Below are 26,405 nucleotides of genomic sequence, written 5' to 3'. Positions count from 1 at the left end.
AAGGCTGCGCCATGACCACGTCAGGCCGAGGCGCCGCCACCGTGGCCGCCGTGGTCCGGGTGGTCAGGACACACCGTTGAACTGCTCGGTCACGGCGCTCCTCAGCAGCAGCGGATGGACGAAGCGGTCCGGCGACGACGGCGGGAACCGCCAGGACAGCGGCCAGGTCCGCCCGGTGAGCGCGGGCACGGGCACGTAGCTGACGTGGGCGGGCCCGGCGTTGAACCGGGTCACCCCGCGCGGCCACGGCTTCCGCGCCGTCGACCCCGGCGGCACGAGGAAGTAGACCCCGCGCCGCCCGTTCGCCTCGATCACCACCGGGCCCGGGTCGCCCCCGGTGAGCGCCTCCATCCGGTCGGCGAGCAGCCGCCCCTCGTCACCGTCGACACGGACGGCGTCGAATTGCACCCCCGCCTTGCGGAGTTGGAATCCGGAAAGAGGAATCCAGTCAGCGTTTACTTCCCGATTCTCTTCATTCACGAGGACATGTTCCCGCGCCGACGCTAGCGTTTTCCACGACTGCGGCGGGCGCGTCGGCAACCCTTTGACCTGCATCAACGCGCCTTGTGGGCAGTCGAATTCGGCGGGGAGCAGTTGAGACCGGTTGAGATCGGTTGAGTCCGGATGGGGAGCGGGAATGGCGCGAGCGGAGAACAGGGAATCGGTCGGCCCTGCGGCCAGGATGGCGGCGGCGGTGGCCAGGAAAACGCGACTGAAGAAGGGACTGACACAGGAACAGCTGGGCTCGCAGATGGGCTTCACGGGTGCGGCGATCAGTGCGATGGAACGGCTCATCCACCCGGTGAGCGACGAGATGCTCGTCCAGCTCGAACGCGCCCTGGGCGGGGGCACCGGCATCTTCGAGGAGATGCGGGAGCTCGTACGGCTGGAGAAGCTGCCGGAGCAGTTCCGCGGGTACGCGCCGATCGAGCAGAAGGCGGTGGCGCTGTGGCTGTACGCGAACCACGTCGTCCACGGGCTGTTCCAGACGGAGGCGTACGCGCGGGCGCTGATCGCGGGTGGCTACCCGGAGCCGACGCCGGAGAGGGTCGAGGAGCTGGTGGTCGGCCGGATGGCACGGAAGGGGCTGTTCGACCGGAAGCAGGTGTGCGAGATCGAGCTGGTCCTCGACGAGTCGGTGCTGCGGAGGTCGATCGGCGACGAGGAGGTCATACGGGAGCAGTTGGCGCACTTGGCGGAGTGCTCACGGAGGAGGAACGTGAACCTTCAGGTGCTGCCGCTGGATGCGGGACTGGAGGGTGAGTACGCAGGCGACCGGGGCGACCTGAACGTTGTGGAGACCCCGGTCCACGACCGCGTGACCTACCTGGAGATCCAGGGCGAGAGCCTGCTGATCACCGACCGGACGAAGGTCAGTACGCACATGCAGCGGTATGCGAAGATCCGGGCACAGGCCCTCGATCCGCGCAGGTCGCTGGGTCTCATCGAGGAGTTGGCGGGAGTGCAGAGATGAGCGACACCACCCTGAACTGGTTCAAGTCCAGCTACAGCGACAGCGGTGGCGGCAACTGCGTCGAGGTCGCCGCCTCCCCCCACGCCGTCCACCTCCGCGACTCCAAGCAGCACGACGGCGGGCCCACGTTCACCGTGGAGCCCGCCGCGTGGAGCGTGTTCGTCGCCTGGCAGTAGCCGGTCAGCAGGAGAGGTTCGACCCCGCGGGGACGCCGAGGATCTGGGTGAACTGCTGGTACTTGGTGACGCGGCTCTGGACCTGGGCCGGGTTGCGGCCGTTGCACTCCAGGCTGCCGTTGATCGCCCAGATCGTCTGGCCGAAGCCGGCGCCGTTGACCATGGCGTTGTGCGCGGTCATCGTGCCGGGGCCGCTCTGGGTGTTCCAGTACCAGAGGCCGGTCATCATGGCGACGGCCGGGTCCTGCTCGACGCGCCAGGGGTTGTTCAGCAGGTCGATGCCGAGGGCGTCACCGGCGGCCTTGTAGTTGAAGTTCCAGGAGAGCTGGATGGGGCCGCGGCCGTAGTAGGCGGCCTGGCCGGCCGGGCAGCCGTAGGGCTGGCCGGCGTCGCAGTAGTGCGGGTAGTTCGCGGTGTTCTGCTCGACGATGTGGACGAGGCCGCCCGTCTCGTGCGAGACGTTCGCGAGGAAGGCCGCGGCCTCCTGCTTCTTCACCGTGTCGCTGCCGGTGTTGGCGAAGCCGGGGTACGACTTGAGGGCGGCGGTGAGGCCCGCGTACGTGTAGAAGGGGTTCCGGTTCGGGAACATCTGGTTGAACTGGGCCTCGGAGACCACGAATCCGGAGGTCGGCGGCGTGGTCGGCGGGGTGGTGGGCGGGGTGGTGGGTCCGCCGCCGCAGACACCCTGGTCGGCCCAGACGCCCCACTCGCCGGTGGTGCCGGGGGTCTCGTTCTGGGTCCACCACTTGGCCTGCCAGTTGCGGCCGTTGTGCGAGGCCGTCATGCCGCCCGTGTAGACGCTGGAGGAGTTCCAGGCGGCCGCGCAGGCGGCGGCCGCACCCGCCGAGGCGGCGGGGACGAGGAGGACGGCGAGTCCGACGGCCGTACAGAGCGCGGCCAGCGAGGTGACCAACTTACGCAGCATGCGTGCTTCCTTCCGGGTGGGGCCGGGTCGGGGAAAGCACAGCGAATCGCTATTGGTCTGGACCTGTCAAGGTCTAGACCAGAAGTTGTGACAAGGGGAATTCCCCATGCCCCGGACACACAAGAGGCGGCCCCGGGCCCGGAGTTCGGGCCCGGGACCGCCGTCATGCGGTCCCCACGCAGGTGGGACGGGTGCGACTAGAAGAGGTTGTACTTCTGGAAGCCGCTGCCGGCCTTGACCGGCGCCTTGAACGGAGCCGCGGCGTTGCCCGTGCCCAGGTACTTGAGCAGGTCGCCGTTCGGCTTGCGGGCGAGCAGGTCCGCCTTGCCGTCGAGGTTGATGTCACCGGTCGACAGGATCCGGTCGTACGCGTTCCAGCCGGAGCCGACCTTCGTACGGCCGGTGAAGGGGGCCTTGTAGTTGCCCGTGCCCTTGTAGAGCCACAGGACGCCCGTCTTGTCGCGCGCGACGACGTCCGGCTTGCCGTCACCGGTCAGGTCGCCCTGGCCGGCGATCTGGGTGTACGCGTTCCAGCCGCCACCGACCCGCACGCGGGGGGTGAGGGTGCCGTTCGGGTAGGAGAGGTAGCTCCACAGCACGCCGGTCTTGTCGACGCCGAGCAGGTCGGCCTGCTTGGCACCGCCGACGTTGCCCGGCGAGAGGACGGTCGTGTAGATGTTCCAGCCGCGGCCGACGGTGTTCCCGTCGATGTCGCCGCTGTCCGGCGAGTAGAAGTCCAGACGGCCGTTCTTGTAGACGGTCCAGTCGGCTTCGCCGTGACCGTCGTCGTCGTTGTCGGCGACGATGATGTCGGCGACGTCGGCGACCTTGTCCAGCGGACCGATCGTGTCGATCTCGTTGCCGACCGGGAACCAGACCTGAAGTTCCTGGGTCGTCTTGTTGGCCCCGTACATCTCGAACGTGGGCTGCACCGGCAGCTCGGTGCCGGCGGCGGAGGCCGTGCCGGCCACGGTCGCGGTCGCGACCGCGACGGCGGTGGCGACGAGCGCGCCCCTGAGCGCACGGCGACGCATGATGGTCATCAGGTTCCCCCCTGGGACTCTTCGGCGGCGCGCTCCACGCGCCGCTGATCTTGAAATATTGCCACAGACATTCGAAATTTGGCGAAATTTTGAAGAGCCCGTGGGCGTGACGTGAAGACGCCCAAGCGGCCTGCGCCCACAGGAGGTTGCACCGGCACCCCCGAGCACGCGACGAGGCCCGGACCAGGGGTCCGGGCCTCTCCTCGGGGGATTCCCGCGCGGGCGGGAGCACCGTCTCAGATCAGGAGCACGATCCGGCCCGGCCGGTGGCCGGCCTCCGCACGGCGGTGCGCCTCCGCGACCTCCTCCAGCGGGAGGACGTCGGCCACCCGCGTGATCACCTCGCGGGCCGCCACTTTCTCCAGCGTCTCCTTGAGCCGGTCCGCGTCCGGCGCGGCCCGGACCGCCTCGACGCGGATGTCCCGCTCGGAGACCGGGATCCGGTCGGGCGCGATCGCCACGAACACCCCGCCGTCCTTCACCGCCGGGAGCAGCGCCTCGCCGACGAGCGCCCCGTCGAAGACGCCGTCGACCCCGTCGGGCGCGACCTCGGCCACCCGGGCGAGCACCAGACCCGGCATGCCGCGGGTGACGGCGTGGTCCGCGCCGAGGATCCTCAGCTCGCTCTCGTCGCCCTCGTGGGCGACGGCGACGACCCGCAGCCCGGCCGCGTGGGCGTACTGGACCGCGAGCCGGCCCACGACGGCGCTCGCTCCGGTGACCAGGAGCGTCGCCCCCGGCGGCAGGGCGAGCCGGTCGAGGCCCTGCTGGGCCGTCGCGGAGGCCAGCGGGACGGACGAGGCGACGGTGAACTCCACGTCGTCCGGGATCGGGGCCAGCCACGCGGGGTCGACCCGGACGATCTCCGCGTAGGTGCCCTCGCCGGTCAGCTCCTCGTACCAGGGCACGTAACCGGCCACCCGGGTGCCCTCGGGCATCCCGGGCACCGGGTCGAGCAGCTTCCCCGCGAAGTCCGTGCCCAGCACGAAGGGGGGCTTGAGCGCACCGACCGCGTCGGCGTAGAGGCCGGCCCGGATCCGCAGGTCCGCCTGGTTCACACCGACGGCCTTGAGCCGCACCCGCACCCGGCCGGGCACGTCCCCGGCCACCGGCTCGGGCCGGCGCGCCATTCTGAGGACCTCGGGTCCGCCGTAGGCGGTCACTTCGACGACACGCATGGGGTTCTCCTCAGACTGAAGGCCCCCTCGTGGCCATTACACCCACGCTCCCCGGCACCGGCAACCTCTGATGGGCCGCCCGCGCCGGGCCCCCGGGACGGCGGGCGAACGGGCGGGACGGCCGTCCCGAGGTCTGGCATGCTCTGACGACGTGGAGCCATTGAACGCGGAAGACCCGGTCAGCATCGGCCCGTTCCGTCTGCTCGGCCGCCTCGGCGTCGGGGGAATGGGCCGGGTGTTCCTCGCGCGATCGGCCGGCGGACGGACGGTCGCGGTGAAGGTCGTGCACGCGGAACTGGCCGCCCAGGACGAGTTCCGGCGCCGCTTCGCCCGCGAGGTCGCGTCCCTGGAGCGGGTCGGCGGCACGGGCACCGCGCCCGTCCTCGGCTCGGACACCACGGCCGGCGCCCCGTGGGTGGCGATCGGCTACGTCCCGGGCCCGTCCCTGCGGACCGTGGTCGGCGACGAGTTCGGGCCGCTGCCGCCCGCGACCGTGAAGGCGCTGGCCGCGGGCCTGGCCCGCGCCCTGGTGCACATCCACGCGGCCGGGCTCGTCCACCGCGACCTCAAGCCGTCCAACGTGCTGCTCACCGTCGACGGCCCGCGGATCATCGACTTCGGCATCGCACGGGCCGTCGACACCGTCGCCGAGGGCGGCAACCTGACCACCACCGGCGCGGTCGTCGGCTCCCCCGGCTTCATGTCGCCCGAGCAGGTGCGGGGCGACCGGCTCACCCCCGCGTCGGACGTCTTCTGCCTCGGCTCGGTCCTCGCGTACGCGGCGACCGGCCGCTCCCCCTTCGGGACGGCGGACAGCGGGGTGCACGCGACCATGTTCCGCATCGCCCACGACGAACCCGACCTGACGGATCTGGCACCCGAGCTGACCGGGGTGATCCGGGCCTGCCTCGCCAAGGACCCGGAGGCCCGGCCGACGGCCGCCGAGATCGCGGAGACCCTGCCGGTCCCCGACCCCTGGCTCCCGGCGGACGTCCTCGCCCGGCTCGGCCGCCACGCGGCGCGGCTCCTGGAGGCGGAGACGGAGAGCACCACGGGGACCGGCGGCGCCGTCCGGGCCGCCGGCGACCCGACCCCGGCGACGCCCCTCCCGTCCACCGCCTCCACGGCGTCCGGGCCGCGGCCCGGACGCCGGCGCCGGACGGCCCTCGTCGCCGGTCTCGCGGCGCTCGCGGTGGCGGCCGCGGCCTCCGTCGCGTACACCTTCCGCCCCGACCCGGACGTCGGCCGGGACGACCAGCGCAACCGCGCCCCGGGCAGCACCGGCGACACCGCGGCCCGCCCCGCCGGCATCGTCCCCGCCGCGTTCCTCGGCGCCTGGGAGGGCGTCGTCCAGGGCTCGCAGGACCACCCGCGGGAGACGGCCCGGTTCGAGATCGGCCAGGGAGCGGTGGGCGCCAAGAGCGCGGTCTACGTCCAGGTCACCGAGAACCGTCTGTGCATGGGCCGCTCCCGGCTGGTCTCCGCCGACGAGGACAAGGTGGTCCTCGGCGAGTCGGACGTGACGACCAGCGTGCCCGCCGAACGCTGCGTGCCCGCCCCCCACCAGACGCTCACCCTGCGCTCCCCCGACGTCCTGGAGTGGACCTCGGGCACCGCGAAGGCCACCTTCCGCAAGGCCCCCACCGGCACGGAGGTCGTCCCCGCCCGGTTCCTCGGCTCCTGGTCGCGGATCCCCGCCCCGGAGGTCTACGGGGAGAACGACGACCGCTACACCTCGCAGGTGACGATCACCCAGGGCCCGGTCGGGTCCCCCGTGATCAGCGTCCTCGACGGCTATCCGCGGACCGTCGACGGGGTCCTGATGGACGAGGACTGGTCCTGCGGCACCACGGCCGTCCTCGCGGGCGTCGGCGACCTGCTGGTCGTCGGCCCCGCCACCCGGGACACCAACGCCTGGGACCGGGAGTGCCAGGAGGGCCTCTCCCGCTACCTCCGCGTCGACCGGCTGAACGGCAAGGAGCGGCTGCTCGTCTACCCGATGCTCGACGGCGAACCGAACGAGTACTACCGGTCGTAGTGCCGGACGGGGCCGTGAAACCGCCGTGGGCGGCCCCCCGAGGGGGACCGCCCACGTCCAGTGCCGCTGACCGCTAGAGGAACGAGTTGATCTCGATCGTCTCGGTGCGGCCGGGGCCGACGCCGATCGCGGAGATCGGGGCGCCCGACATCTCCTCCAGGGCCTTCACGTACGCCTGCGCGTTCTTCGGCAGGTCGGCGAAGGTCTTCGCCTTGGTGATGTCCTCGGACCAGCCCGGCAGCATCTCGTAGACCGGCTTCGCGTGGTGGAAGTCGGTCTGCGAGTACGGCAGCTCCTCGACGCGCTTGCCGTCGATCTCGTACGCGACGCAGACCGGGATCTGCTCCCAGCCGGTCAGCACGTCGAGCTTGGTGAGGAAGAAGTCCGTCAGGCCGTTGACCCGGGTCGCGTACCGCGCGATGACCGCGTCGAACCAGCCGCAGCGGCGGTCGCGGCCGGTGGTGACACCGCGCTCGCCGCCGATGCGGCGCAGGTCCTCGCCGTCCTGGTCGAACAGCTCGGTCGGGAACGGGCCGGCGCCGACGCGGGTCGTGTACGCCTTGAGGATGCCGATGACGCGGCTGATCTTCGTCGGGCCCACGCCGGTGCCGGTGCAGGCGCCGCCCGCCGTCGGGTTCGAGGAGGTGACGAAGGGGTACGTGCCGTGGTCGACGTCGAGCAGCGTGCCCTGACCGCCCTCGAACAGGACGACCTTGTCCTCGTCGAGCGCGTTGTTCAGGATCAGCGTGGTGTCCGCGACGAACGGCTTGATCTGCTCCGCGTACTGGAGCATCTCCTCGACGATCTGCTCCGCCTCGATCGCCCGGCGGTTGTACAGCTTGGCGAGCAGCTGGTTCTTGCCCTCCAGCGCCGCCTCGACCTTCTGGGTGAGGATCGACTCGTCGTACAGGTCCTGGACCCGGATGCCGACGCGGTTGATCTTGTCGGCGTAGGTCGGGCCGATGCCGCGACCCGTGGTGCCGATCTTGCGCTTGCCGAGGAACCGTTCCGTCACCTTGTCGAGGGTGACGTTGTACGGGGTGATCAGGTGGGCGTTGCCGCTGATCAGGAGCTTCGACGTGTCGACGCCGCGCTCGTTCAGTCCCCTCAGCTCGGAGAGCAGGACCGCCGGGTCGACGACGACACCGTTTCCGATCACCGGGGTGCACCCCGGCGAGAGGATTCCGGAAGGGAGAAGATGCAGCGCGTACTTCTGGTCGCCGACGACGACGGTGTGGCCGGCGTTGTTGCCGCCCTGGTAGCGCACTACATAGTCAACGGATCCACCGAGGAGATCGGTGGCCTTTCCCTTGCCCTCGTCACCCCACTGAGCACCGAGCAGCACAAGTGCGGGCACAGGCGTACACCCCTTCCGGGTGGGGCATGTCCAAGGTCAGGGGCCGAGGCCGCCTCACCGGTGTGCCCCGGAATAGACGAAGCCCCTGGCGCAATAGCGCAAGGGGCTCTTGCACAAAGATGCTACCCGAGGAAGGACCGAGGTGTCGGATCACGACCAGCTGCTGGTCATCGTCGACCCGGTCGCCCGCCGAAGTGACGGCGAGTCCGTGCGGATCGCGAAGGATGTGCTGTCCGCGGGCGCGGAGGCGAAGATCTGCCTGCCGGGCAGCCCGGAGGAATTCGCCCGCGCCCTGGCCCGGCGGGGCTCCCGCCGTCCCGTGGTGCTCGGCGACGACCGCGCGCTGCTGCGCACGGTGGCCCTCCTCCACCGGGAGCGGGAGCTCGCCGCGGGCGCCCTCTCGCTCGTGCCGATCGGGGCGCCCGGCGCCCTGGAACTCGCCCACGGGCTCGGCGTGCCGCGCGCCACCCCGGCGGCCGCCCGGGCCGTCCTCGACGGGTCCGTGCACCGCCTCGACCTGCTGGTCGACGACAGCGACGGCGTCGTCCTCGGCGACCTGGAGGTGCCCGCCCCGGTCGCCTCCGCGGCGGGCTCGCCGACCGTCTGGGGCACCTGCCGCTCCCTCGTCCGCACCCTGGTCCGCCCGGCGCCGACGACCCTCGCGGTCCGCACCCACCGGCTGCGGGTGGAGGCGGACGGGGTGCTGCTCAGCGATGTCGACACCCCGCTGGAGAACCTCACGGTCCGGTCCGTCGGCGGGGCGGCCGAGGTGGTCGTCCACCCCCCGGCGGCCCCCGCCCGGCACGCGACCGCCCGCATCCTCACGGTCTCGGGCCCGGACTTCCGCTACCGGGCGGACGGCCGCGTCACGGGCCCGGTCCGCCGCCGGACCTGGACGGTCCTGGAGAAGGCGTGGGGGCTGACACTGCCCCGGGGCTGACACCGACACGCACCACGGGAGGAAGGTTCCCGCGCGCGTCCGCCCGGCGACCCGGGGGTCCTGGCGAGCTCGTCCTCGCCTCCCCGGGCACGCGCGGGCACGCGGGAGTACGCCGACCTCGCCGACCGCCTCGCGGCGGCGGTCCTCACACCTCCACCAGCAGCTCCTCGAACCCCCTGATCACGTACCCGGGCTTCCGTACGGGTTCCGCCGCGAGCCGCAGGCCCGGGGCCCGGCGGAGCAGTTCGTCGAAGACCGTCGTCAGTTCGAGGCGGGCGAGCGGGGCGCCGAGGCAGTAGTGGATGCCGGCGCCGAAGGTGAGGTGGGGGTTGTCGGCGCGGGTGAGGTCGAGGGTGTCCGCGGTCGGGCCGAAGCGGGCGGGGTCGCGGTTGGCGGAGCCGAAGAGCAGCGCGACCTCGGAGCCGCGCGGGATGACCCGGCCGCCGACCTCGACGTCGTCGAGGACCCAGCGCTCGAACATCTGGAGCGGTGTGTCGTAGCGGAGGAGTTCTTCCACAGCTGTGGACAACTTTCCGGGATCCGGGCGGACGCCGTGCTCCAGGAGGGTCCGCCAGCCGTTGACCGTCGTGTTCACCGTGGCCTCGTGGCCGGCGTTCAGGAGCAGGACGCAGGTGGAGACCGTCTCCTGCTCGGTCAGCCCCTCGACCGCGACCAGCGAGGAGATCAGGTCGCCCCCCGGTTCCCTCCGCCGCCGCGCGATCAGCTCCCGCAGGTAGTCGGAGAACTCGACGGAGGCCCGCACCGCCCGGCGGGCCGTCTCCTCCGAGGGGTTCAGCTCGAACATCCCGCAGATCGCCGCCGACCAGGGCCTCAGCAGCCCCCGCTCCTCGTCTGCCTCGGGCACGCCAAGCATCTCGGCGATCACCGCGACCGGCAGCGGCTCCGCCACCGCGGCCTGGAGGTCACCGCCGCCGGCCGCCACCAGTTCCCCGACCAGGTCGGCGGCGAGGCGGCGCACCGTCGGCGCCAGGTCCTCCACGGTCCGCGGGGTGAACGCCTTCGACACCAGCCGCCGGATGCGGCCGTGGTCGGCGCCCTCCAGATCGAGGAGCCCGTGGTCGTTGAGGGTGTGGAAGGGCTCGTGCGCGGCGTCCGGAGCCTCCCGCCCGAACTCCTCGTGGGTGAAGCGGTGGGTGTACGTACGGCCGAGGCGGCGGTCCCGGAGGAGCGCGGACACGTCCTCGTGGTGCGGGATCAGCCACTGGCGCGTGGGCTCGTACCAGTGGGCCCGGCCGGCGGCGCGGAGCCGGGCGTAGGCGGGGTAGGGATCGGCGACGAACTCCGGGGACCAGGGGTCGAAGGCAGCGTCCATGACCGGACGCTACCCGCGTCTCCGGAAGGCTTCCAGGCCCTGCCGCCGGGACGGGCTCCGGGGGCAGCGGGAGGCTCTCCCAGGGCCTGCCGCCGGGCTCCGGGGAGCGGGAGGCTCCCAGGGCCCCGCCGGGCTCCCGCGTCTCCGGGACGCTCCCAGGGCCCTGCCGCCCGGCGCCCCGCCCGCCCCGCGCCTCCGGGGCTCCTAGCCGCCGACGCGGACCAGGCCCGCCTCGTAGGCGAAGACCGCCGCCTGCGTGCGGTCCCGGAGTCCCAGCTTCACCAGGATGCGGCTCACGTGCGTCTTGATCGTCGACTCGGCGACCACGAGGTGCTCGGCGATCTCGGAGTTCGACAGGCCCTGCGCGATCAGCACCAGGACCTCCGTCTCCCGTTCCGTCAGCTCTCCTATCTGCGCCATCGCGGGCGGGCGGGGGGAGCTTCCCGGGGCCTTCGCGAACTCGTTGATGAGCCGCTTGGTGACGGTCGGCGCGAGCAGCGCCTCGCCGGCCGCGACGACCCGCACCCCGTCGGCGAGCTGCCGGGCGGAGGCGTCCTTGAGCAGGAAGCCGGAGGCGCCGGCGCGCAGCGCCTGGTAGACGTATTCGTCGAGGTCGAAGGTGGTCAGGACGAGCACCTTCGCCTCCGCGTCGGCGGCGACGATCTCCCGGGTGGCGTCGATGCCGTTCAGCTCGGGCATCCGGATGTCCATGAGGACCACGTCGGGGTGGAGGGCGGCGACCTGTGCGACGGCCTCCCGGCCGTTGACGGCCTCGCCGACGACCTCGATGTCGGGCATCGCGCCGAGCAGCACGGAGAAGCCCTCGCGGACCATCACCTGGTCGTCGACGATCAGGACGCGGATCACTGGTCACTCTCCTCGCGGGTCACGGGGACGAAGGCCGTCACCTCGTAGCCACCGTCCTCGGTCGCCTCGGCCGTCATCTCCCCGCCCAGCATCGTCACACGCTCCCGCATGCCCGTGATGCCGTGGCCGGCGCCCGGGGAGGGCTTCACGAGCCCGCGCGCCGGACCGTTGGCGATGCGCAGGCCCAGCCCGCCGAGGACGTAGCTGACCTCGACCTTCGCGGCGGCGCCCGGCGCGTGCCGCAGCACGTTCGACAGGGCCTCCTGGACGATCCGGTACGCGGAGAGCTCCACGCCCTGGGGCAGCTCGCGCACGGCGCCGGTCACCGTCTTCTCGACGACGAGCCCGGCCTCCTGCACGTTGCGGACGAGCGAGTCGAGGTCGGCGAGGGTGGGCTGCGGGGCGTCGGGGGCCTCGTAGTCCTCGGCGCGGACGACGCCGAGGATGCGGCGGAGCTCGGTGAGGGCGGCGACCGCGTTCTCGCGGATGGTGAGGAAGGCCTGCTCCAGCTCCGGCGGCGGGTTCTCGACCCGGTAGGGGGCGGCCTCGGCCTGGATGGCGACCACCGACATGTGGTGGGCGACGACGTCGTGCAGCTCGCGGGCGATGGTGGTGCGCTCCTCCAGGAGGGTCCGCCGGGAGCGCTCCTGCGCCGTGACGGTCTGCTGGGCGGTGACCTCGCGGTCGGCCTGGCGGCGGACCTGGAGGACGGTGACGAAGAGCAGGAGGAGGGCGGCGACGAAGAGCAGCGGGACGGAGTCGGAGCTGCGCCCCACCCCGAGCGCCATCTCGGTGAAGAGGCAGAAGGCGGCCGTCACGAGCCACATCCAGGCCGCGGTCCGGGGCCGGGTGCGGGCGGCGACGACGCCGAGGACCACCAGGTGGGAGAAGAAGGTGATGTGCGACCAGGGCCAACCCGCGTCGAAGCCGGTGAGGTAGCCGATGACCGGCGCGGAGACCAGCGAGGCCCAGAAGGCGAGGACGGGCCGTACCAGGGTGAGGAGCACGATGGCGGGCGGGACGCAGGCCACGAGCAGCGCCAGCGGCGCGAAGCCGGCGTCGAACTCCTCGTACGCCATGGCGAACACGATCAGGGCGAGGAAGCCGACGACGGCGTGCGGGAACAGGCCGAGGTGGGGGCGTATCCCCTTCGGCGCGAAGCGCGCCACCTTGGGGTTCACCGCGATCGGCTGGAGCGGCCGGTAGGCCGACGCGTCACGGAAGAGTTCCTGCCGCAGCCCGCCGAGGACGACCTGGACCAGGTGGAACTCGGGGGCGCGACTCGTCTCGGGGGTCTGTGTCTGGGTCACCCGGACAACGGTACGGGCGGCGGGGAACCCGGTCGTCCCGCTCGATGCGGATCCTTCCGGGTCCCCCTTGAGGATGAGGTGGGTCCTCAGACCACGCTGGTGAACGTGCTGCCCTGGCCCTGGTACAGGTCCGTGGTCAGGCGGGTGAAGGGGGCGGTGGCGGAGCCGGTGGAGTGGTAGACGTACGTGCCGCCCGCCCCGTACGCGACGAGGTCGGGGCGGCCGTCGGCGTCGACGTCGCCGGCGCCGACCAGCTGGGAGAAGGCGCCCCAGCCGCCGCCGACCCGCACCCGGCCCGCGAACGTGCCGTCGCCCTTGCCCTGGTAGAGCCAGAGGACGCCGGTGGTGTCGCGGGCGACGAGGTCGCCGGCGGCCGAGCCGGCGATGTTCCCGACGGCGGTCAGCTGGTTGTAGACGTCCCAGCCGCCGCCCACGCGGACGCGGGTCGCGAACGGCTTCGCGGCGTCGCCCGTGCCCTTGTAGAACCACAGCACGCCGGAGGTGTCCGCGGCGAGGAGGTCGGTGCGGCCGTCGCCGTCGAGGTCCGAGCCGCCGGTGAGCTTGTTGTAGACGCCCCAGCCGCCGCCGACCTTCACCCGGCCGGCGAAGGTGCCGTCGCCCTTGCCGAGGTAGTGCCAGAGCACGCCCGTGCCGTCGAGGGCGACGAGGTCGGCGACCTCGTTGCCCGCGAGGTCGCCGACGGCCTCGATCTGCTTGTACGTGTTCCACCCGGCGCCTACCCGGGTGCGCCCGGCGGTCTCGACGCGGCCGTTCACCGGGCGGTCCCGCAGGTCGTCGCGCCAGAGCACGCCGGCGGCGTCCCGGGCGAGGACGTCGGTGGAGCCGTTGTTGGTGTAGTCGTGCGTGTTGACCGTGCGGACGACGTCCATGCGCCAGCCCTGGTAGACCGGGTCGCCGGTGCCGTCGAGCAGCATCGCCTCGGCCTCGACCGCGTACGAGCCGTTCGGCGCGTCCGCCCCGTCGATGACGGCGTCCCAGGTGAAGGTGAAGCGGTTGCCCTCGGCGGGGGCGTACACGCGGGTGCGGTAGACCTGCTCCGTGAGCATGTGCGTCAGGGTGACGTCCACGTAGGCCTCGCGGTGCGACAGGGTCCAGCCCAGCGTGACCTGGCCGCGGGTCTGGTCGAGGTTCACCCGGTCGGGGACGTGGACCTGCTCGATCTCCAGGTCGACCAGCGGGGCCTCGTCGGCCGTCTTGGTGACCTTCGGGGCGCCGTCCTCCGCGATCTCGACCCGGAACAGTCCCTTGCCGTCCGCGGCCGTCGCCCCGCGCACCACGCCGGTGCCGTCGCCGGGCGAGCCCGCGCCGGTGCCGGAGTCCATGAGCCGGCGGGTCTCGCCGGTGGCCAGGGAGACGGCCCGGACGGGGTTGGAGGGGTTGCCGTAGACCAGCCAGTCGCCGACGAGCGTGGAGAACCACTCGCCGTCGTGGGCGCCCAGGACGGTCCGCTTCTCCTGCCGGGTGGCGCGGTCGACGGACGCGATGTACCCGCCGGTGCCGGCCTCGTAGGCGTACCAGGTCACGTAGTCGGCGTTGAACTCCAGGCCGCCGAAGCCGTATCCGGACTCGGGGGAGGCATAGGTCTCGACGGCCTGGCCGGCCGCCAGGTCGATCACGGCCCGGCCGCCGGTCCGGGCGCCCTGCGGTCCGGTCTCGTAGCCGACGAGGACGGACCCGTCGTGGGCCGTGGAGCCGAAGTAGTCGGTGGCGCCGGCCGGCAGCCCCGCGATCTTGCGGCTGCTGGTGGTGGTGCCGTCCTTGGTCACGACGTGGAGCTCGGACTGTCCGACCGCGTTCGTCACCTGCGCGAGGACGCTCGTCGGGCTCAGCACGGCCACGTAGCTGCCGTTCAGCGCGCCGAGGTCGATGGTGACGCCCGGGGCGGCGGGGGTGGCCATGTTCCGCAGGGTGAGCGACCGCATCTCGGCCGTCCAGTTGGCGTCGCCGAGGACGACCACGTCCCCGGCGCCGATGGTCCAGCCGCCGTGCTCGGGCGTCTGGAGGGAGGTCGCGGCCCCGCCGTCGTACGGCGTCCAGAGCAGCTTCCTCGTGGTGTCCTCGGCGAAGGAGTAGGTGAGGAAACCGGAGGTGCCCAGGCCCGCGAGGTCCATGCCCTCCGGGTAGACGGGAAGGACGGCGTCGTTCTGCTGGGCCGGGGCCGCGACCGCGGCCGGGGCTGCCGCGAGGGCCGCCGGTGCGGTGGCCAGGGTGCCGGCGCCGAGGGCGGTGACGGCGAGGACGACCGTGACGGCCGTGCCGAGGCGGGTGCCGGTGGAACGGAGCTGCAAGGTGAAACCCCCACGAGGATCAGCGGACACGGGAGTGCCGTGCCCGATCAGACCCCCCACCCCGTCGAATGGTTGTACGGATGTGCGTGGCTCACCAGGCCAGTTGGGCGATCTCCTCCGCCACCACCGCGCACGCGTCGGCCGCCGGGTCGATCAGCGGGAAGTGGCCGACCTCCTCCAGGAGCGTCACGCCGACCGTCTCGCCCGCCTTCGCGGCCGCGTCGGCGTAGGCGTCGGCGACGGCGTACGGCACGTCGACGTCCGTACGGCCCTGGACGACGGTGGTCGCGATCCCGGTCGGCAGCAGCACCGCGGGGTCGGTGTGGGCCGCCCGCTCCTCGTACGAGGAGGCGCCGCCGAGCAGTTCGGCGACCGCGCCGCCGCACACCCCCAGCTCGACCGCGCGGCCGAAGTGGGCGATCGGCGCGAGGGCGACGACCCCGCGCAGCGCCGGCGGGGCCGGCAGCCGCCACGGGGAGCCGGGCGGCAGCACGTGCCGGGCGGCGGCCCAGAGGGCGAGCTGGCCGCCCGCCGAGTGACCGGTGAGGACGATCCGGCCGACGTCGGCCCGCGGCAGGTGGGCGGTGGCGAGTCCGGGCAGGGCGTCGAGCGCGGCCGCCACGTCGTCGAAGGTCTCGGGCCAGCGCCCGGCGACCGGGGCGGCACCACCCTGCCGGGGGATGTCGCTGCCACGCCGGTACTCGACGTTGGCCACGGCGAAGCCGCGCCGGGCCAGGTAGTCCACGAACGGAGTCAGGTGCTGCCGGTCGTACGGCGCCCGCCACGCCCCGCCGTGCAGCGCGACGACGAGCGGCGCCCGGGTCCGCCCGTCGCGCGGGGCGTAGAAGTCGATCACCTGGTCCGGGTGCCCGCCGTACGCGGCGGAGGCGTCCGGGGGGACGGCCGGGTGCGAGAAGGCCGACGCCTCTTCGGCGGCCGCGCGCGCGGCGGGATCCGGCATGCTGTTCCACCCTCTCGGATACGCGGCCTACTCGGCCTGACCTGCGGGGACGGTACCAGGACCGGAGCCCCCGCAGATCAGGCGATCATCGGACCGTACGCGACCGCCGGAGCCTCAGGCGGACAGGTCCGCCAGCACCTCGGAGAGGACCCGCGCCGCCCGCTCCGCGTCCGCGAAGCCGACGTACAGCGGGGTGAAGCCGAAGCGCAGGATGTCGGGGCGGCGCAGATCGCCGACGACCCCCCGCTCGATCAGCTCGGCCATCACGGCGGGCGCGTTCGCGCAGGCGAGCGCGGCCTGGCTGCCGCGCTCCGCGTGCGCCTCCGGCGTCACCGAGGTGACGCGGCCCGCCGGGACGTAGGCGCGCACGCACTCCAGGAAGAAGTCCGTCAGCGCCAGCGACTTGGCCCGCACGACCTCGACGTCGACCCCGTCCCAGACGTCGAGCGCCGCCTCCAGCGCCAGCATCGAGAGGATGTCGGGCGTCCCGACCCGGCCCCGCACGGCGCCCGCGGCCGCCTCGTACCCGGGGGTCATCGCGAACGGGTCGCTGTGCGAGTTCCAGCCGGGCAGCGGCGAGTCGAACGAGGCCTGGTGGCGCTCGGCGACGTACAGGTAGGCCGGCGAACCGGGCCCGCCGTTCAGGTACTTGTACGTGCAGCCGACCGCCAGGTCGACCCCGTGCGCGTCGAGCCCGACCGGCAGGGCGCCCGCGCTGTGGCACAGGTCCCAGACGGCGAGCGCGCCCGCCGCGTGCAGCGCGGCCGTGATGCCGGGCAGGTCGTGCCGCCGGCCGCTGCGGTAGTCGACGTGGTTGACGAGCGCGGCGGCCGTCCGCGGGCCGGCCGCCGCGGCCATGCCCGCCGGGTCGACGGGCACGATCCGGTGACCCGTCATCCGCGCCGCGGACTCCGCGATGTACCCGTCCGTGGGAAAGGTCGTCGCGTCGACGAGGATCTCGTCGCGGTCGCCGTCGCTCAGCCGGGCCGCCGCGACGACCGCCTTGAAGACGTTCACGCTGGTCGAGTCGCCGACCACGATCTGGCCCGGGGCGGCACCGACGATCGGGGCGATCCGGTCGCCGATCCGCTCGGGCGCGGTCCACCAGCCGGACTCGTCCCAGGAGCGGATCCGCAGTTCGCCCCACTCACGGGTGATGACGTCGGCCATCCGGGCGGGGACGTGGGCGGGCAGCGCGCCGAGCGAGTTGCCGTCGAGGTAGACGGTCCCGGCGTCGAGGGCGAACTTCTCCCGGTGCCTGCCGAGTTCGTCGGCGGCGTCGAGGGCGCGCGCCCGCTGGGCGAGGTCGGTCCTCACGTCGGTCGTCACGTCGGTCGTCACATCGGTCGTCACGTCGGTCGTCACGTCGGTCGTCACATCGGTCGTCACGTCGGTCTCAGACATGGCTGCGCGCCGTCCACAGCTCGGGGAAGACGTTCTTCTGGGCCCGCTTCTCCAGCCAGGCCACTCCGGCGGAACCGCCGGTGCCGGTCTTGGAGCCCATCGCGCGGCGGGTCGCCACCAGGTGGTCGTTGCGCCAGCGCCAGACCAGTTCGGCGACGTCGCTGAGCGCCTCGCCGAGCCGCACGAGTTCGCCGTTCTGGTCGGACTCGGCGTAGATCCCGGCCCAGACCGCCTCGACCTCGGCGGAGGGCTCGTAGCGCTGCGCCAGGTCGCGGCCCAGGACCGCGGCCGGCACGGGCAGGCCGCGGCGGGCGAGCAGCCCCAGGACCTCGTCGTACAGGCTCGGCTCGGTCAGCGCCTTCTCCAGCTCGGCGTGGACGCGGGGCGCGCCCCGGTGCGGGACGAGCATGGACGCGGACTTCTCGCCCAGCAGGAACTCCATCCGCCGGTACATGGCGGACTGGAAGCCGGAGCCCTCGCCGAGGGCGGCCCGGTAGGCGTTGAACTGGGCGGGGGTGAGCTGGGCGAGCGGCCGCCACGAGTGGTTGAGGGCCTCCAGCTCGCGCACGGAGCGCTTGAGCGCGTCCATGGCGACGGGGACGCGGTCCTCGCGCAGGGCGCGGCTCGCCGTCTCCCACTCGTGGACGATCACCGTGAACCACAGCTCCATGACCTGGGTGGTGACCAGGAAGACCATCTCGCCGGGGTCGTCCGAGCGGAGGTGCTGGAGATGGGTGAGGACGTCCGCCTGGACGTAGTCCTCGTAGGGCGTCGTGCCGGCGAAGTCGAGGTTCGGGGCGGCGGCGGCCGAACCTGCTCCGGAATCGGGAGAACCCGGGGAGAGTGACATTGCTGTCTCCTCGATGCGAACTACCGGGTAGCGGTCTGCTCCACCGCACGCACGTCGAGTGCCACGGGAGCCCCGGTCCCCTCGGGAGGCGGGCTTCGTCGCGCGCCGTCCCAAGCGCATCATGACACGATCGGCCCGGTGATGTAGCTCCCGTCTTCGTCATACGGAAATGCGTTCGACCGGCATCCGTCGAGGCCCTTGATCTGCTGCATCATCGCGGGCGCGAGCCTGCCCGGTCCCGGGCAGCCCATGTGCTGCCGCATGCCGATCTCGTGCCCGACCTCGTGGTTGATGATCAGGTGCCGGTACTCGGCGGGCTCCCCCGCGAAGGTCGGCGAGCCCAGCATCCACCGTCTGAGGTTCACCACGACCCCGTCGGTGGTCTCGCAGTTCAGCTCGCCCCCCGTGTCCAGGCCCTGCCGCAGGCAGAGCGCGTCGGCCGTGTCCGGGGTGGCGATCCGGACGACGAAGTCCGCCTCCTCCTCCGCGACCAGCTGGAAGCGGCCCCGGCCGTGCGCCGCCCAGCCGCGCGGATGCGCCAGGATCCGCTGGATCTCGGCGGCCGCCTCGCGCGCCGACAGCGCGATGCCCTCCTCGACCTGCACCCGGTAGCGGCGCAGCTCGCCGCCCTCGCCGACCGGTGCGCCGGAGGCGTCCGCGGTGACGAAGGTCCCGGCACCCGACCTCGGCACGGCGGGCGGCTCCTTCGGGTCCGCCTTCGACGCGGGCGGCTTCCCGGTGGTCGCCCTCGGTCGCGGCGGCGGGGTCGTCGCCCTCGGTTCCGGCGACGGCGGTTCCGGCCGTGCCGTCGTCGGCCGGGGTGCGGGCGCGGACGTCCTCGGCGGCGGGCTCACGGTGGTCTCCACCGGCACCGGAGTGGCCGCCGGGGCCGCCGCGACCTCGACGGGCGAGCCGTGGAAGTGGGCGAGGGCGACGCCCGCACCGAGCGAGCCCGTCACCAGGACCAGCACCGGCAGCGCGAACCCGCGTCCGGACCTGCGTCTCCCGCGGGTGCGTCGCCGTCCGGCCGTCACGCCTCGCTCGCCCACGACAGACCCCCCCCTCGGGTCCTGCGGTCCCGGGGATCGTACCGGCGAATCGAACGCCCTTTCACCCGTACGGGCGAAAGGGCGTGCGTCGGGTACGAGGGTCGGGCAGCGTCAGCCGAGCGTCTCCGCCGCGGTCTCCGAGGAGTCCCGCAGGAAGGTCGTGCAGCGCTCGTACTCGTCCTTCTCGCCGATCTCGCCGGCCGCGCGGGCGAGCGAGTGCAGGGCGCGCAGGAAGCCGCGGTTCGGCTCGTGCTCCCACGGCACCGGGCCGTGGCCCTTCCAGCCGTTGCGGCGCAGCGCGTCGAGGCCGCGGTGGTAGCCCGTACGGGCGTAGGCGTACGACTCGACGACCGAACCGCGCTCGTACGCGTCGTCAGCGAGCTGGGCCCAGGCGAGCGAGGAGGTCGGGTACTTCGCGGCGACGTCCGCCGGCGCGGCACCGCTCGCGAGCAGGTCGCGCGGACCCGGGTCGTCGGGCAGGTGGGTGGGGGCCGGTCCCCCCAGCAGGTTCTCATGCATGGCCATGGGGCCAGTCTGCCTCAGTCCCGCCGGCCCCAGGGCCCGCGGCGGACGGCGGGCAGCTCAGGCCGACGTGTCCGACCGCCCCGGGTCGAGCGGCGGGGCGGACACCCCGCAGTGCACCTTGCACTCCGGGTGGCAGCCCGCGGTCGGCGGCGTCCGCATCGTCGTCCAGGCCAGCACCGCGCCGACCACCAGGATCCCCGCGCACATCGGCATCGCCCGCCGGAACGTCGCCCCGAACTCCTCCGCCGACAGGTACGCCCCCGGCCCCATCCCGGCCAGCATCGGCAGCGCGGCCACCGCGAGCAGCCCGGCGGCCCGCGCGGCCGCGTTGTTGATGCCGCTGGCCAGACCCGCCCGGGACACGTCCACCGAGGCGAGGACGGTCGCGGTCAGCGGCGCCACCAGGGCCGTCATCCCGAGGCCCAGCACCAGCAGGGCCGGCAGCACGTCACGGACGTACGAGGCGTCCGCACCGACCCGCAGCATCAGGAGCATCCCCGCGGCGCACAGCAGCGGGCCCACCGTGAGCGGGATCCGGGGGCCGATCCGCTCCCCCAGCTCCCCCGACCTCGCCGACAGCAGCAGCATCAGGACGGTGGTGGGCAGCAGGGCGGTACCGGCGCCGAGCGCCGAGTAGCCGGCCACCACCTGGAGCTGGAGCGCGGCCAGGAAGAAGAAGCCGCCGAACGCGGCGTACACGCACAGCGTGACCAGGTTGACCGCGGTGAACATCCGCGACGTGAAGATCGACGGCGGCACCATCGCGCGCTCGCCGCGCCGCCGCTCCACGACCACGAACCAGGCGCCGACGAGGACCCCGGCCGCCCCGGCCCACCAGGCCTCGCCGATCAGCGCATAGGTCACGAGCGCGAGGGCCGCGGCGCCGAGCACCGCGCCGAGCACGTCGAAGCGTCCGTGCGCGGTCTCGTCGCGCGATTCGGGGACGTGCCGCAGCGCCACCGGGACGCAGAGCGCGGCGAGCGGCACGTTCAGCAGGAAGACCCACCGCCAGCCCGGCCCGTCCACCAGCCAGCCGCCGACGAACGGTCCGATCGCCGCCCCCACGCCGCCGAAGCCGGACCACAGCCCGACCGCCCTGGCCCGGTCGTCCTCGTGGAAGCTCGCCTGGATCAGCGCCAGGGACCCGGGGGTCAGCAGCGCCCCGCCCACGCCCTGGAGGGCGCGGGCGGCGATGAGCACCCCGGCGTTCGGGGCCAGCCCGCACAGGAGCGAGGCGAGCGCGAACCACACGACGCCGATCACGAAGACCCGGCGCCTGCCGAACCGGTCGCCCAGCGATCCGCCGAGCAGGATCAGACCCGCCAGGGTGAGCATGTAGGCGTTCACCGTCCACTGGAGGACGGCCAGGTCGGCATCGAGATCGGCACCGATGTGCGGCAGGGCCACGTTGACGACGGTGGAGTCGAGCAGCGCCATGCCGGAGCCGAGGACGGTCGTGAACACGATCCATCGCCCGGCCCTCGATGCCATCCGCACATCGCGCACGCCCATGCCAGCCATCGTCCTCGCGGAGACGGCCGCCTGCACCCCGGTGCGCGCATCCGCGCCGGGCGGCGCGCCCGCACGGCGCGGCACCGGGCCTCCGCGCCGGGCCGTACGCGACCGCGGGCCGCCCCGCGCGGCGGGCGGTTCTCCGTACCCGGCTCGGACCCGCCCCCACACGCACCCGCCCGCGTCCGCGTCAGGCGGTGCGCAGCCGTCCCGCCGCCCGGACCAGCGCGGCCACGCCCCGCTCGGCCTTCGCCCGCGGGCAGCCCACGTTCAGCCGGACGAAGCCGGGCGTGCCGTACACCCCGCCCGGCATGATCGCGACCTTCTCCACCCCGATCAGCTCCTCCTGCAGCCGGGTCTCCTCGATGCCGAGGGGCCGCAGGTCGATCCAGGCGAGGTAGCCCGCCTGCGGAGGCGCCCAGTCGACTCCGGGAAGGCCGTCGGCGAGCTGTTCCCGGACCGTGCTCATCGTGCCCGCCACATAGGCCCGCAGCGCGTCCAGCCAGGCCGCGCCCCGCCGGTAGGCGGCGATGTGCGCGGTCAGCGAGAGCACCGCCGGGGAGGCCAGCCCCTCCCCGGTCTCCATGCGCCGGACGAAGGCCTCGCGTTCGTCGGGGTCGCCGATGATCCCGTACGAGCCGGAGAGCGCGGGGAAGTTGAAGGCCTTGGTGCCCGAGGTGATCAGCGCCCAGCGGCGGCCCCGGCCCCGCTCGGCGATCCGGGTCCACGGGACGTGCCGCAGGCCCTCGACGGTGAGGTCGGCGTGGATCTCGTCGCTGACGACGGCCGCGCCGTGGCGCTCGGCGAGCGCGGCGAACTCCCCGAGCTCGTCCTCCGTCCATACCCGGCCGGTCGGGTTGTGCGGGGAGCAGAGCAGCAGCATGGTGCTGTCCGGCCGGGCCAGCTCCCGTTCCAGCGCCTCGGTGTCGCCGACCGGGACACCGCGCAGCTCGCGCCCGAGGCCGGTCACGGCCTTGCGGAAGCCGTCGTAGGTGGGGGTGTGGACGACCACGCCGTCGCCGGGCTCGGTCCACATCCGGAGCAGCTGGGAGAGCTGGTTGAGCACCGACGGCGCGTACACCAGGGAGTCCGGGTCGATCGCGGCGCCGTACCGGGTCGCGTACCAGTGGCGTATCGCCTCGCGGAAATCGCCGAGCCGCCAGTCGGTGTAGCCGAAGACACCGTGGTCGACGCGCTCATGCAGGGCCGCGAGGACCTCGGGCGGAGAGGCGAAGTCCATGTCGGAGATGGTGAAGGGGAGCAGGTCGGGGACGCCGAAGCGGTCCGCGATCCCGTCCCACTGGACGGACCAGGTCCCCTGCCGGTGCGTCTCCCGGTCGAAGTCGTACGTCGTCACCGCTGCCTCTCCTCCGGACATCCCTCTCCTCCCGACATGCCGAGGGCCCGGCACCCCCGCACCAGGGCGGGGGTACCGGGCCGCTCGTCCAACGCCTGACTCGGCGCTTACTTCAGCTTGGTGCCGGTCGAGCGCAGCGCCGCGCACGCCTCGGTCACGCGGACGGCCATGCCGGCCTCGGCCAGCTTGCCCCAGGTGCGGGGGTCGTAGGTGGACTTGATGCCGACCTCGCCGTCGACCTTCAGGACACCGTCGTAGTTCTTGAACATGTGGTTCGCCACCGGACGCGTGAAGGCGTACTGGGTGTCGGTGTCGAGGTTCATCTTCACGACGCCGTTCTCCAGGGCGGTCGCGATCTCCTCGGCCGTGGAGCCCGAGCCGCCGTGGAAGACGAAGTCGAACGGCGAGGCCTTGCCGTACTTCTCGGCGACGCCGGCCTGGAGGTCCTTGAGGAGCTCCGGGCGGAGGACGACGTTGCCCGGCTTGTAGACGCCGTGCACGTTGCCGAAGGAGGCGGCGAGCAGGTAGCGGCCCTTCTCGCCCAGGCCCAGGGCCTCGGCGGTGCGGAGCGCGTCGTCGACGGTGGTGTACAGCTCGTCGTTGATCTCGTGGCTGACGCCGTCCTCCTCGCCGCCGGTCGGGGTGATCTCGACCTCAAGGATGATCTTGGCGGCGGCGGCCTTCGCCAGCAGCTCCTGGCCGATGGCCAGGTTGTCGGCGAGGGTCTCGGCGGAGCCGTCCCACATGTGCGACTGGAACAGCGGGTTCTCGCCGCGGGCGACGCGCTCGGCGGAGACGTCGAGCAGCGGACGGACGTAGCCGTCCAGCTTGTCCTTCGGGCAGTGGTCGGTGTGCAGCGCGACCGTGATGTCGTACTTCGCGGCGACGATGTGCGCGAACTCGGCCAGGGCAACGGCGCCCGTGACCATGTCCTTGTTGTACTGGCCGCCCAGGAACTCGGCTCCGCCGGTCGAGATCTGGATGATGCCGTCGCTCTCGGCCTCAGCGAAACCGCGCAGGGCGGCGTGCAGGGTCTGGGACGAAGTCACGTTGATGGCCGGGTAGGCGAACTTGCCTGCCTTCGCCCGGTCGAGCATCTCGTTGTAGACCTCGGGGGTTGCGATGGGCATTCGTCCGCTCCTTGTGATGTGCGGGGTGTGTGCGTTGCTGTCCCTGACCTGGGGGCGACGTCATCGTCGACTCCCATCCTTCCAGACTCTCCCCCGGGCTCCCACGGGCCCGGCACGCCAAGGGGCGGGGTGTTTCACGTGAAACACCCCGCCCCTTGGTAAAAACGCAGGTCAGGACGGCAATCACCACTGTCCGGGACCTAAGTCACGACTTCGCGGCGGTTACGCCAGGTCGAGATCGGCCAGCTGGTAGCCCGTGAGGTAGGCCAGGCCCGCCCCGGCGATGGCCTCCGCGGCGCCCCGGTCGACGATCGTCGCCACGGCGACGACCTCGCCGCCGGCCTCACGGACGGCCTCCACGGCGGTCAGCGGCGAACCGCCGGTCGTCGAGGTGTCCTCGACGACCAGGCAGCGATGGCCCTTGACGTCGGCGCCCTCGATGCGGCGCTGCATGCCGTGCGCCTTCTGCGCCTTCCGCACCACGAAGGCGTCGAGGCGCTGCCCGCGCGCGGCCGAGGCGTGCAGCATCGAGGTCGCCACCGGGTCGGCGCCCAGGGTCAGACCGCCCACGCAGTCGAAGTCCAGGTCGGCCGTCAGGTCGAGCATGACCTGACCCACCAGCGGCGCGGCCTCGCCGTCCAGCGTGATCCGGCGCAGGTCGATGTAGTAGTCGGCTTCCAGACCCGAGGAGAGGGTCACCTTGCCGTGCACCACGGCCTTGTCCTTGATCTGCTGGAGCAGCTCAGCGCGTACGTCAGTCATGCCCCGAGCTTAAAGGCCGCCGCTCAGAGGCGGCGCCAGCGCCAGGTGCTCTCGACCTCCAGGGGGTCGATCGGGGTGACCAGGCGGGGGAGGGTGTTGAGCCCGTTGGGCGGGCCGGACTGCGGCTCGACGCAGACGGCCTCCTCCTGCTCGTCGTAGATCACGACCCACTCGGCGCGGCTGGTGACCTTCAGCTCCAGCTCCTCCGGCCAGGTGAGGGTGGCGTCGACGCCTCCGGGCATGCCGAAGCAGTCGTCCCAGGGGCCGGGCACGGGGTCGATCCGGCGCCCGGTCGGGAGGTGGTCGTCCCCGCGCTCCTCCTGCCAGGCGGGCACGAAGTCGAGCACCGCGTCCCGGCCGCCCCGGCCGAGGTTGCGCAGGAACCAGGGGTGCCAGCCCGCCTGGGCCGGGAAGGAGTCGTCGTAGGTCTCGACGCCGAAGCGCAGGGTGAGGGCGTCCTCGGTCAGCTCGAAGACCTGGGTGACCTTGCCCTTGTACGGCCACGGGTCGCCGAGGTCGCAGGTGAAGACCGCCTCGGTCGCGGAGACCCGCGCGGTCTTCCAGGCGAGGTCGCGGACGGTGCCGTGGATGGCGTGCGGGGGTGCGTTGACCGGCAGCTGGTGGCTGGTGGCCCCGTTGCGGAAGCGGCCGTTCTCGGTCCGTCCGCACCAGGGCACCATCGGGAAGGCCCCGAACCGCTCGCCCTGGCGCAGCAGCTCGATGCCGCCGATCCGCAGGCTCTCGATCCGGCAGCCGTTCTCGGGGGTGATGGTCAACTCGGCGTCGCCCGCCGTCAGTCGCGTCTGCATGCTCACGCCCCGACCCTAATCGTGTCAGCGGCGTCGGCGCAGGGCGCGGCCGACGACCACGGCGGAGGCGAGGGCGAGGGCCGCGGCCGGTGCGACCCAGCGCAGGGTGGCGCCGGCGCTCGACGCCTGCGGTGCGGGCACGGGGGCGTACCGGCCGCGCGGCGGCGCGTGGTCGACCTCCTCGGCGCTCCGTCCGATCATGGTCCGACGGGCGTGGGCGGCCTCGGCGGCGGGCTGCGGAGCGGGGAACTCGATGGGCGTGTCGCCGAAGTCCCCGCCGAGGACCGGGTCGAGGGAGGGCGGCGGGACGGGCGCGTCGAAGACGGAACCCCGGCGCGGCTCCTCGGCCCCGTCGTCGATCCCGTCGTCGATCCCGTCGTCGTCGGAGTCGAACGCGACGACGGAGTCGGAGTCGGAGGTGGGGTCCGCGCCGTCGCCGGACTCGGCATCGGCATCGGCATCGGCATCGGCGTGGGCGTCGGCTCCGGTGCCGCGGGCGGCCTCGGCGGCGGCGGTGCCGTGGCTCGGCCGTCCCGGCGCGTCCTGCTCCGCCGCCGCCGACTCCAGCCCCGCCACGAACCTGCCGAGGATCTTGGCACCCGCCGCGGCCCGGTCCTCCTCCGTCACCTCGGCGAGCCGGCCCGCCGCCGTCAGAGCGCCGGTGAAGGTCAGCCGGGTCCCCTCGGCCACCGGAGTGAGGACGACGGTGAGCGACAGCTCCGCCGTGCCCTTGCCGCGGGCCTCGGTCCCCTGCCCCTCGTACGTGATCGCGTCGTCCCGCTCGACGATCCGCAGGGCGCCCCGGTAGGTGATGGTGTGGCCGCCGACCCGCACCTTGAGCCGGCCGGTGAGCGCGCCCTCCTCCCGGGCCGCCCCCTCGGACGGCGCCGCGGCCTCGCCGGCGTCCCGCTGAAGGCCGGGCACGCAGCGCACCACCCGGGCCGGGTCCCTGAGCGTCGCACGCAGAACCTCGGCCGGGACCGGGACGAACACCTCATGCTCCATGGAAGCCGAGCCTACTCAGACGGGACGGCGGCGTCGCCCGTTCGGCGCGGATCCCGGCGCCCGCGCCGCCCGGCCGTGGGGCGCCCGCCCC

At 73.0% G+C, this 26,405-nt stretch carries 24 protein-coding genes; 4 read left to right on the top strand and 20 right to left on the bottom strand.

Annotated features, from left to right (window positions below):
* Nucleotides 1–63 precede the first annotated feature (63 nt).
* Nucleotides 64–480: a hypothetical protein gene (locus ACY0MR_RS19830; RefSeq protein WP_388801629.1), complete on the bottom strand. Its 417-nt coding sequence runs from the start codon at nucleotides 478–480 to the stop codon at nucleotides 64–66.
* Nucleotides 481–637: 157 nt separating this feature from the next.
* Here ACY0MR_RS19830 and ACY0MR_RS19825 point away from each other — a divergent pair, with 157 nt between their 5' ends.
* Nucleotides 638–1,474 carry a helix-turn-helix domain-containing protein gene (locus ACY0MR_RS19825; RefSeq protein ID WP_473554461.1) on the top strand — a complete coding sequence of 279 codons (837 nt, stop codon included), beginning with the start codon at nucleotides 638–640 and terminating at the stop codon, nucleotides 1,472–1,474.
* Nucleotides 1,471–1,650 (top strand): DUF397 domain-containing protein, encoded by a 180-nt coding sequence (locus tag ACY0MR_RS19820; RefSeq protein ID WP_451059420.1) that lies wholly within the window; start codon nucleotides 1,471–1,473, stop codon nucleotides 1,648–1,650. The genes ACY0MR_RS19825 and ACY0MR_RS19820 overlap by 4 nt, the downstream gene beginning before the upstream one ends.
* Before the next feature lie 4 nt (nucleotides 1,651–1,654).
* On the opposite strand, the gene ACY0MR_RS19815 is transcribed toward ACY0MR_RS19820, so the two are convergent.
* The 3 genes from ACY0MR_RS19815 to ACY0MR_RS19805 all read right to left on the bottom strand — a co-directional run bounded on the left by ACY0MR_RS19815 (nucleotide 1,655) and on the right by ACY0MR_RS19805 (nucleotide 4,796).
* Nucleotides 1,655–2,575: a glycoside hydrolase family 19 protein gene (locus ACY0MR_RS19815; protein WP_392206892.1), complete on the bottom strand. Its 921-nt coding sequence runs from the start codon at nucleotides 2,573–2,575 to the stop codon at nucleotides 1,655–1,657.
* Between the two features lie 197 nt (nucleotides 2,576–2,772).
* Nucleotides 2,773–3,618 carry an FG-GAP repeat domain-containing protein gene (locus tag ACY0MR_RS19810; RefSeq protein WP_388801640.1) on the bottom strand — a complete coding sequence of 282 codons (846 nt, stop codon included), beginning with the start codon at nucleotides 3,616–3,618 and terminating at the stop codon, nucleotides 2,773–2,775.
* 236 nt (nucleotides 3,619–3,854) lie between these two features.
* Nucleotides 3,855–4,796, bottom strand: a complete 942-nt coding sequence (locus ACY0MR_RS19805) for an NADP-dependent oxidoreductase (protein ID WP_388801643.1) — start codon at nucleotides 4,794–4,796, stop codon at nucleotides 3,855–3,857.
* A 151-nt stretch (nucleotides 4,797–4,947) separates the two neighbouring features.
* On the opposite strand from ACY0MR_RS19805, the gene ACY0MR_RS19800 reads away from it, so the two are divergent.
* Nucleotides 4,948–6,834 carry a serine/threonine-protein kinase gene (locus ACY0MR_RS19800; RefSeq protein WP_404085999.1) on the top strand — a complete coding sequence of 629 codons (1,887 nt, stop codon included), beginning with the start codon at nucleotides 4,948–4,950 and terminating at the stop codon, nucleotides 6,832–6,834.
* A gap of 73 nt (nucleotides 6,835–6,907) precedes the next feature.
* On the opposite strand, the gene ACY0MR_RS19795 is transcribed toward ACY0MR_RS19800, so the two are convergent.
* Nucleotides 6,908–8,191, bottom strand: a complete 1,284-nt coding sequence (locus ACY0MR_RS19795) for an adenylosuccinate synthase (RefSeq protein ID WP_361856546.1) — start codon at nucleotides 8,189–8,191, stop codon at nucleotides 6,908–6,910.
* Nucleotides 8,192–8,333: 142 nt separating this feature from the next.
* Here ACY0MR_RS19795 and ACY0MR_RS19790 point away from each other — a divergent pair, with 142 nt between their 5' ends.
* Nucleotides 8,334–9,131: a diacylglycerol kinase gene (locus ACY0MR_RS19790; protein WP_473554456.1), complete on the top strand. Its 798-nt coding sequence runs from the start codon at nucleotides 8,334–8,336 to the stop codon at nucleotides 9,129–9,131.
* Nucleotides 9,132–9,276: 145 nt separating this feature from the next.
* Here the strand turns inward: ACY0MR_RS19790 and ACY0MR_RS19785 are convergent, their stop codons facing one another.
* The 15 genes from ACY0MR_RS19785 to ACY0MR_RS19715 form a co-directional block, all read right to left on the bottom strand.
* Nucleotides 9,277–10,464, bottom strand: coding sequence for a cytochrome P450 (locus tag ACY0MR_RS19785; RefSeq protein ID WP_473554453.1), 1,188 nt, complete (start codon nucleotides 10,462–10,464; stop codon nucleotides 9,277–9,279).
* A gap of 204 nt (nucleotides 10,465–10,668) precedes the next feature.
* Entirely contained in the window at nucleotides 10,669–11,331 is a 663-nt protein-coding gene (locus tag ACY0MR_RS19780) for a response regulator transcription factor (RefSeq protein WP_361856555.1), read from the bottom strand.
* Nucleotides 11,328–12,641 carry a sensor histidine kinase gene (locus ACY0MR_RS19775; RefSeq protein ID WP_404083724.1) on the bottom strand — a complete coding sequence of 438 codons (1,314 nt, stop codon included), beginning with the start codon at nucleotides 12,639–12,641 and terminating at the stop codon, nucleotides 11,328–11,330. The genes ACY0MR_RS19780 and ACY0MR_RS19775 overlap by 4 nt, the downstream gene beginning before the upstream one ends.
* 86 nt (nucleotides 12,642–12,727) lie before the next feature.
* Nucleotides 12,728–14,950, bottom strand: a complete 2,223-nt coding sequence (locus ACY0MR_RS19770) for an FG-GAP repeat domain-containing protein (RefSeq protein WP_451059423.1) — start codon at nucleotides 14,948–14,950, stop codon at nucleotides 12,728–12,730.
* A gap of 91 nt (nucleotides 14,951–15,041) precedes the next feature.
* Entirely contained in the window at nucleotides 15,042–15,911 is an 870-nt protein-coding gene (locus ACY0MR_RS19765; protein ID WP_473554450.1) for an alpha/beta hydrolase, read from the bottom strand.
* 114 nt (nucleotides 15,912–16,025) lie between these two features.
* Nucleotides 16,026–17,315: a kynureninase gene (gene kynU, locus ACY0MR_RS19760; RefSeq protein ID WP_473554448.1), complete on the bottom strand. Its 1,290-nt coding sequence runs from the start codon at nucleotides 17,313–17,315 to the stop codon at nucleotides 16,026–16,028.
* On the bottom strand, nucleotides 17,308–18,165 hold the full coding sequence (locus ACY0MR_RS19755) for a tryptophan 2,3-dioxygenase family protein (protein ID WP_473554446.1): 858 nt from the start codon (nucleotides 18,163–18,165) through the stop codon (nucleotides 17,308–17,310). Before ACY0MR_RS19755 ends, kynU begins: the two co-directional genes overlap by 8 nt.
* 119 nt (nucleotides 18,166–18,284) lie before the next feature.
* Nucleotides 18,285–19,214: a DUF3152 domain-containing protein gene (locus ACY0MR_RS19750; protein WP_473554444.1), complete on the bottom strand. Its 930-nt coding sequence runs from the start codon at nucleotides 19,212–19,214 to the stop codon at nucleotides 18,285–18,287.
* 111 nt (nucleotides 19,215–19,325) lie between these two features.
* Nucleotides 19,326–19,739, bottom strand: coding sequence for a DUF3151 domain-containing protein (locus ACY0MR_RS19745; protein WP_361856576.1), 414 nt, complete (start codon nucleotides 19,737–19,739; stop codon nucleotides 19,326–19,328).
* 57 nt (nucleotides 19,740–19,796) lie between these two features.
* Nucleotides 19,797–21,251 carry an MFS transporter gene (locus tag ACY0MR_RS19740; RefSeq protein ID WP_473554442.1) on the bottom strand — a complete coding sequence of 485 codons (1,455 nt, stop codon included), beginning with the start codon at nucleotides 21,249–21,251 and terminating at the stop codon, nucleotides 19,797–19,799.
* A 190-nt stretch (nucleotides 21,252–21,441) separates the two neighbouring features.
* A complete protein-coding gene (locus ACY0MR_RS19735; protein WP_473554439.1) occupies nucleotides 21,442–22,629 on the bottom strand; it encodes a MalY/PatB family protein in 1,188 nt (395 codons plus the stop codon).
* An 86-nt stretch (nucleotides 22,630–22,715) separates the two neighbouring features.
* Nucleotides 22,716–23,738, bottom strand: a complete 1,023-nt coding sequence (gene fbaA / locus ACY0MR_RS19730; protein WP_187621791.1) for a class II fructose-bisphosphate aldolase — start codon at nucleotides 23,736–23,738, stop codon at nucleotides 22,716–22,718.
* A gap of 222 nt (nucleotides 23,739–23,960) precedes the next feature.
* Nucleotides 23,961–24,500 (bottom strand): orotate phosphoribosyltransferase, encoded by a 540-nt coding sequence (gene pyrE, locus ACY0MR_RS19725; protein ID WP_473554436.1) that lies wholly within the window; start codon nucleotides 24,498–24,500, stop codon nucleotides 23,961–23,963.
* Between the two features lie 23 nt (nucleotides 24,501–24,523).
* A complete protein-coding gene (locus ACY0MR_RS19720; RefSeq protein WP_473561854.1) occupies nucleotides 24,524–25,309 on the bottom strand; it encodes an aldose epimerase family protein in 786 nt (261 codons plus the stop codon).
* A 24-nt stretch (nucleotides 25,310–25,333) separates the two neighbouring features.
* The gene (locus tag ACY0MR_RS19715) at nucleotides 25,334–26,314 is read right to left on the bottom strand and encodes an SRPBCC family protein (protein ID WP_473554434.1); all 981 of its coding nucleotides are present in this window, start codon (nucleotides 26,312–26,314) and stop codon (nucleotides 25,334–25,336) included.
* Nucleotides 26,315–26,405: the final 91 nt, after the last annotated feature.

Source organism: Streptomyces sp. JN8 (assembly GCF_055808075.1).
Note: the sequence above shows the minus strand (reverse complement) of the source record. Positions and strands in the feature narration are given on the sequence as shown.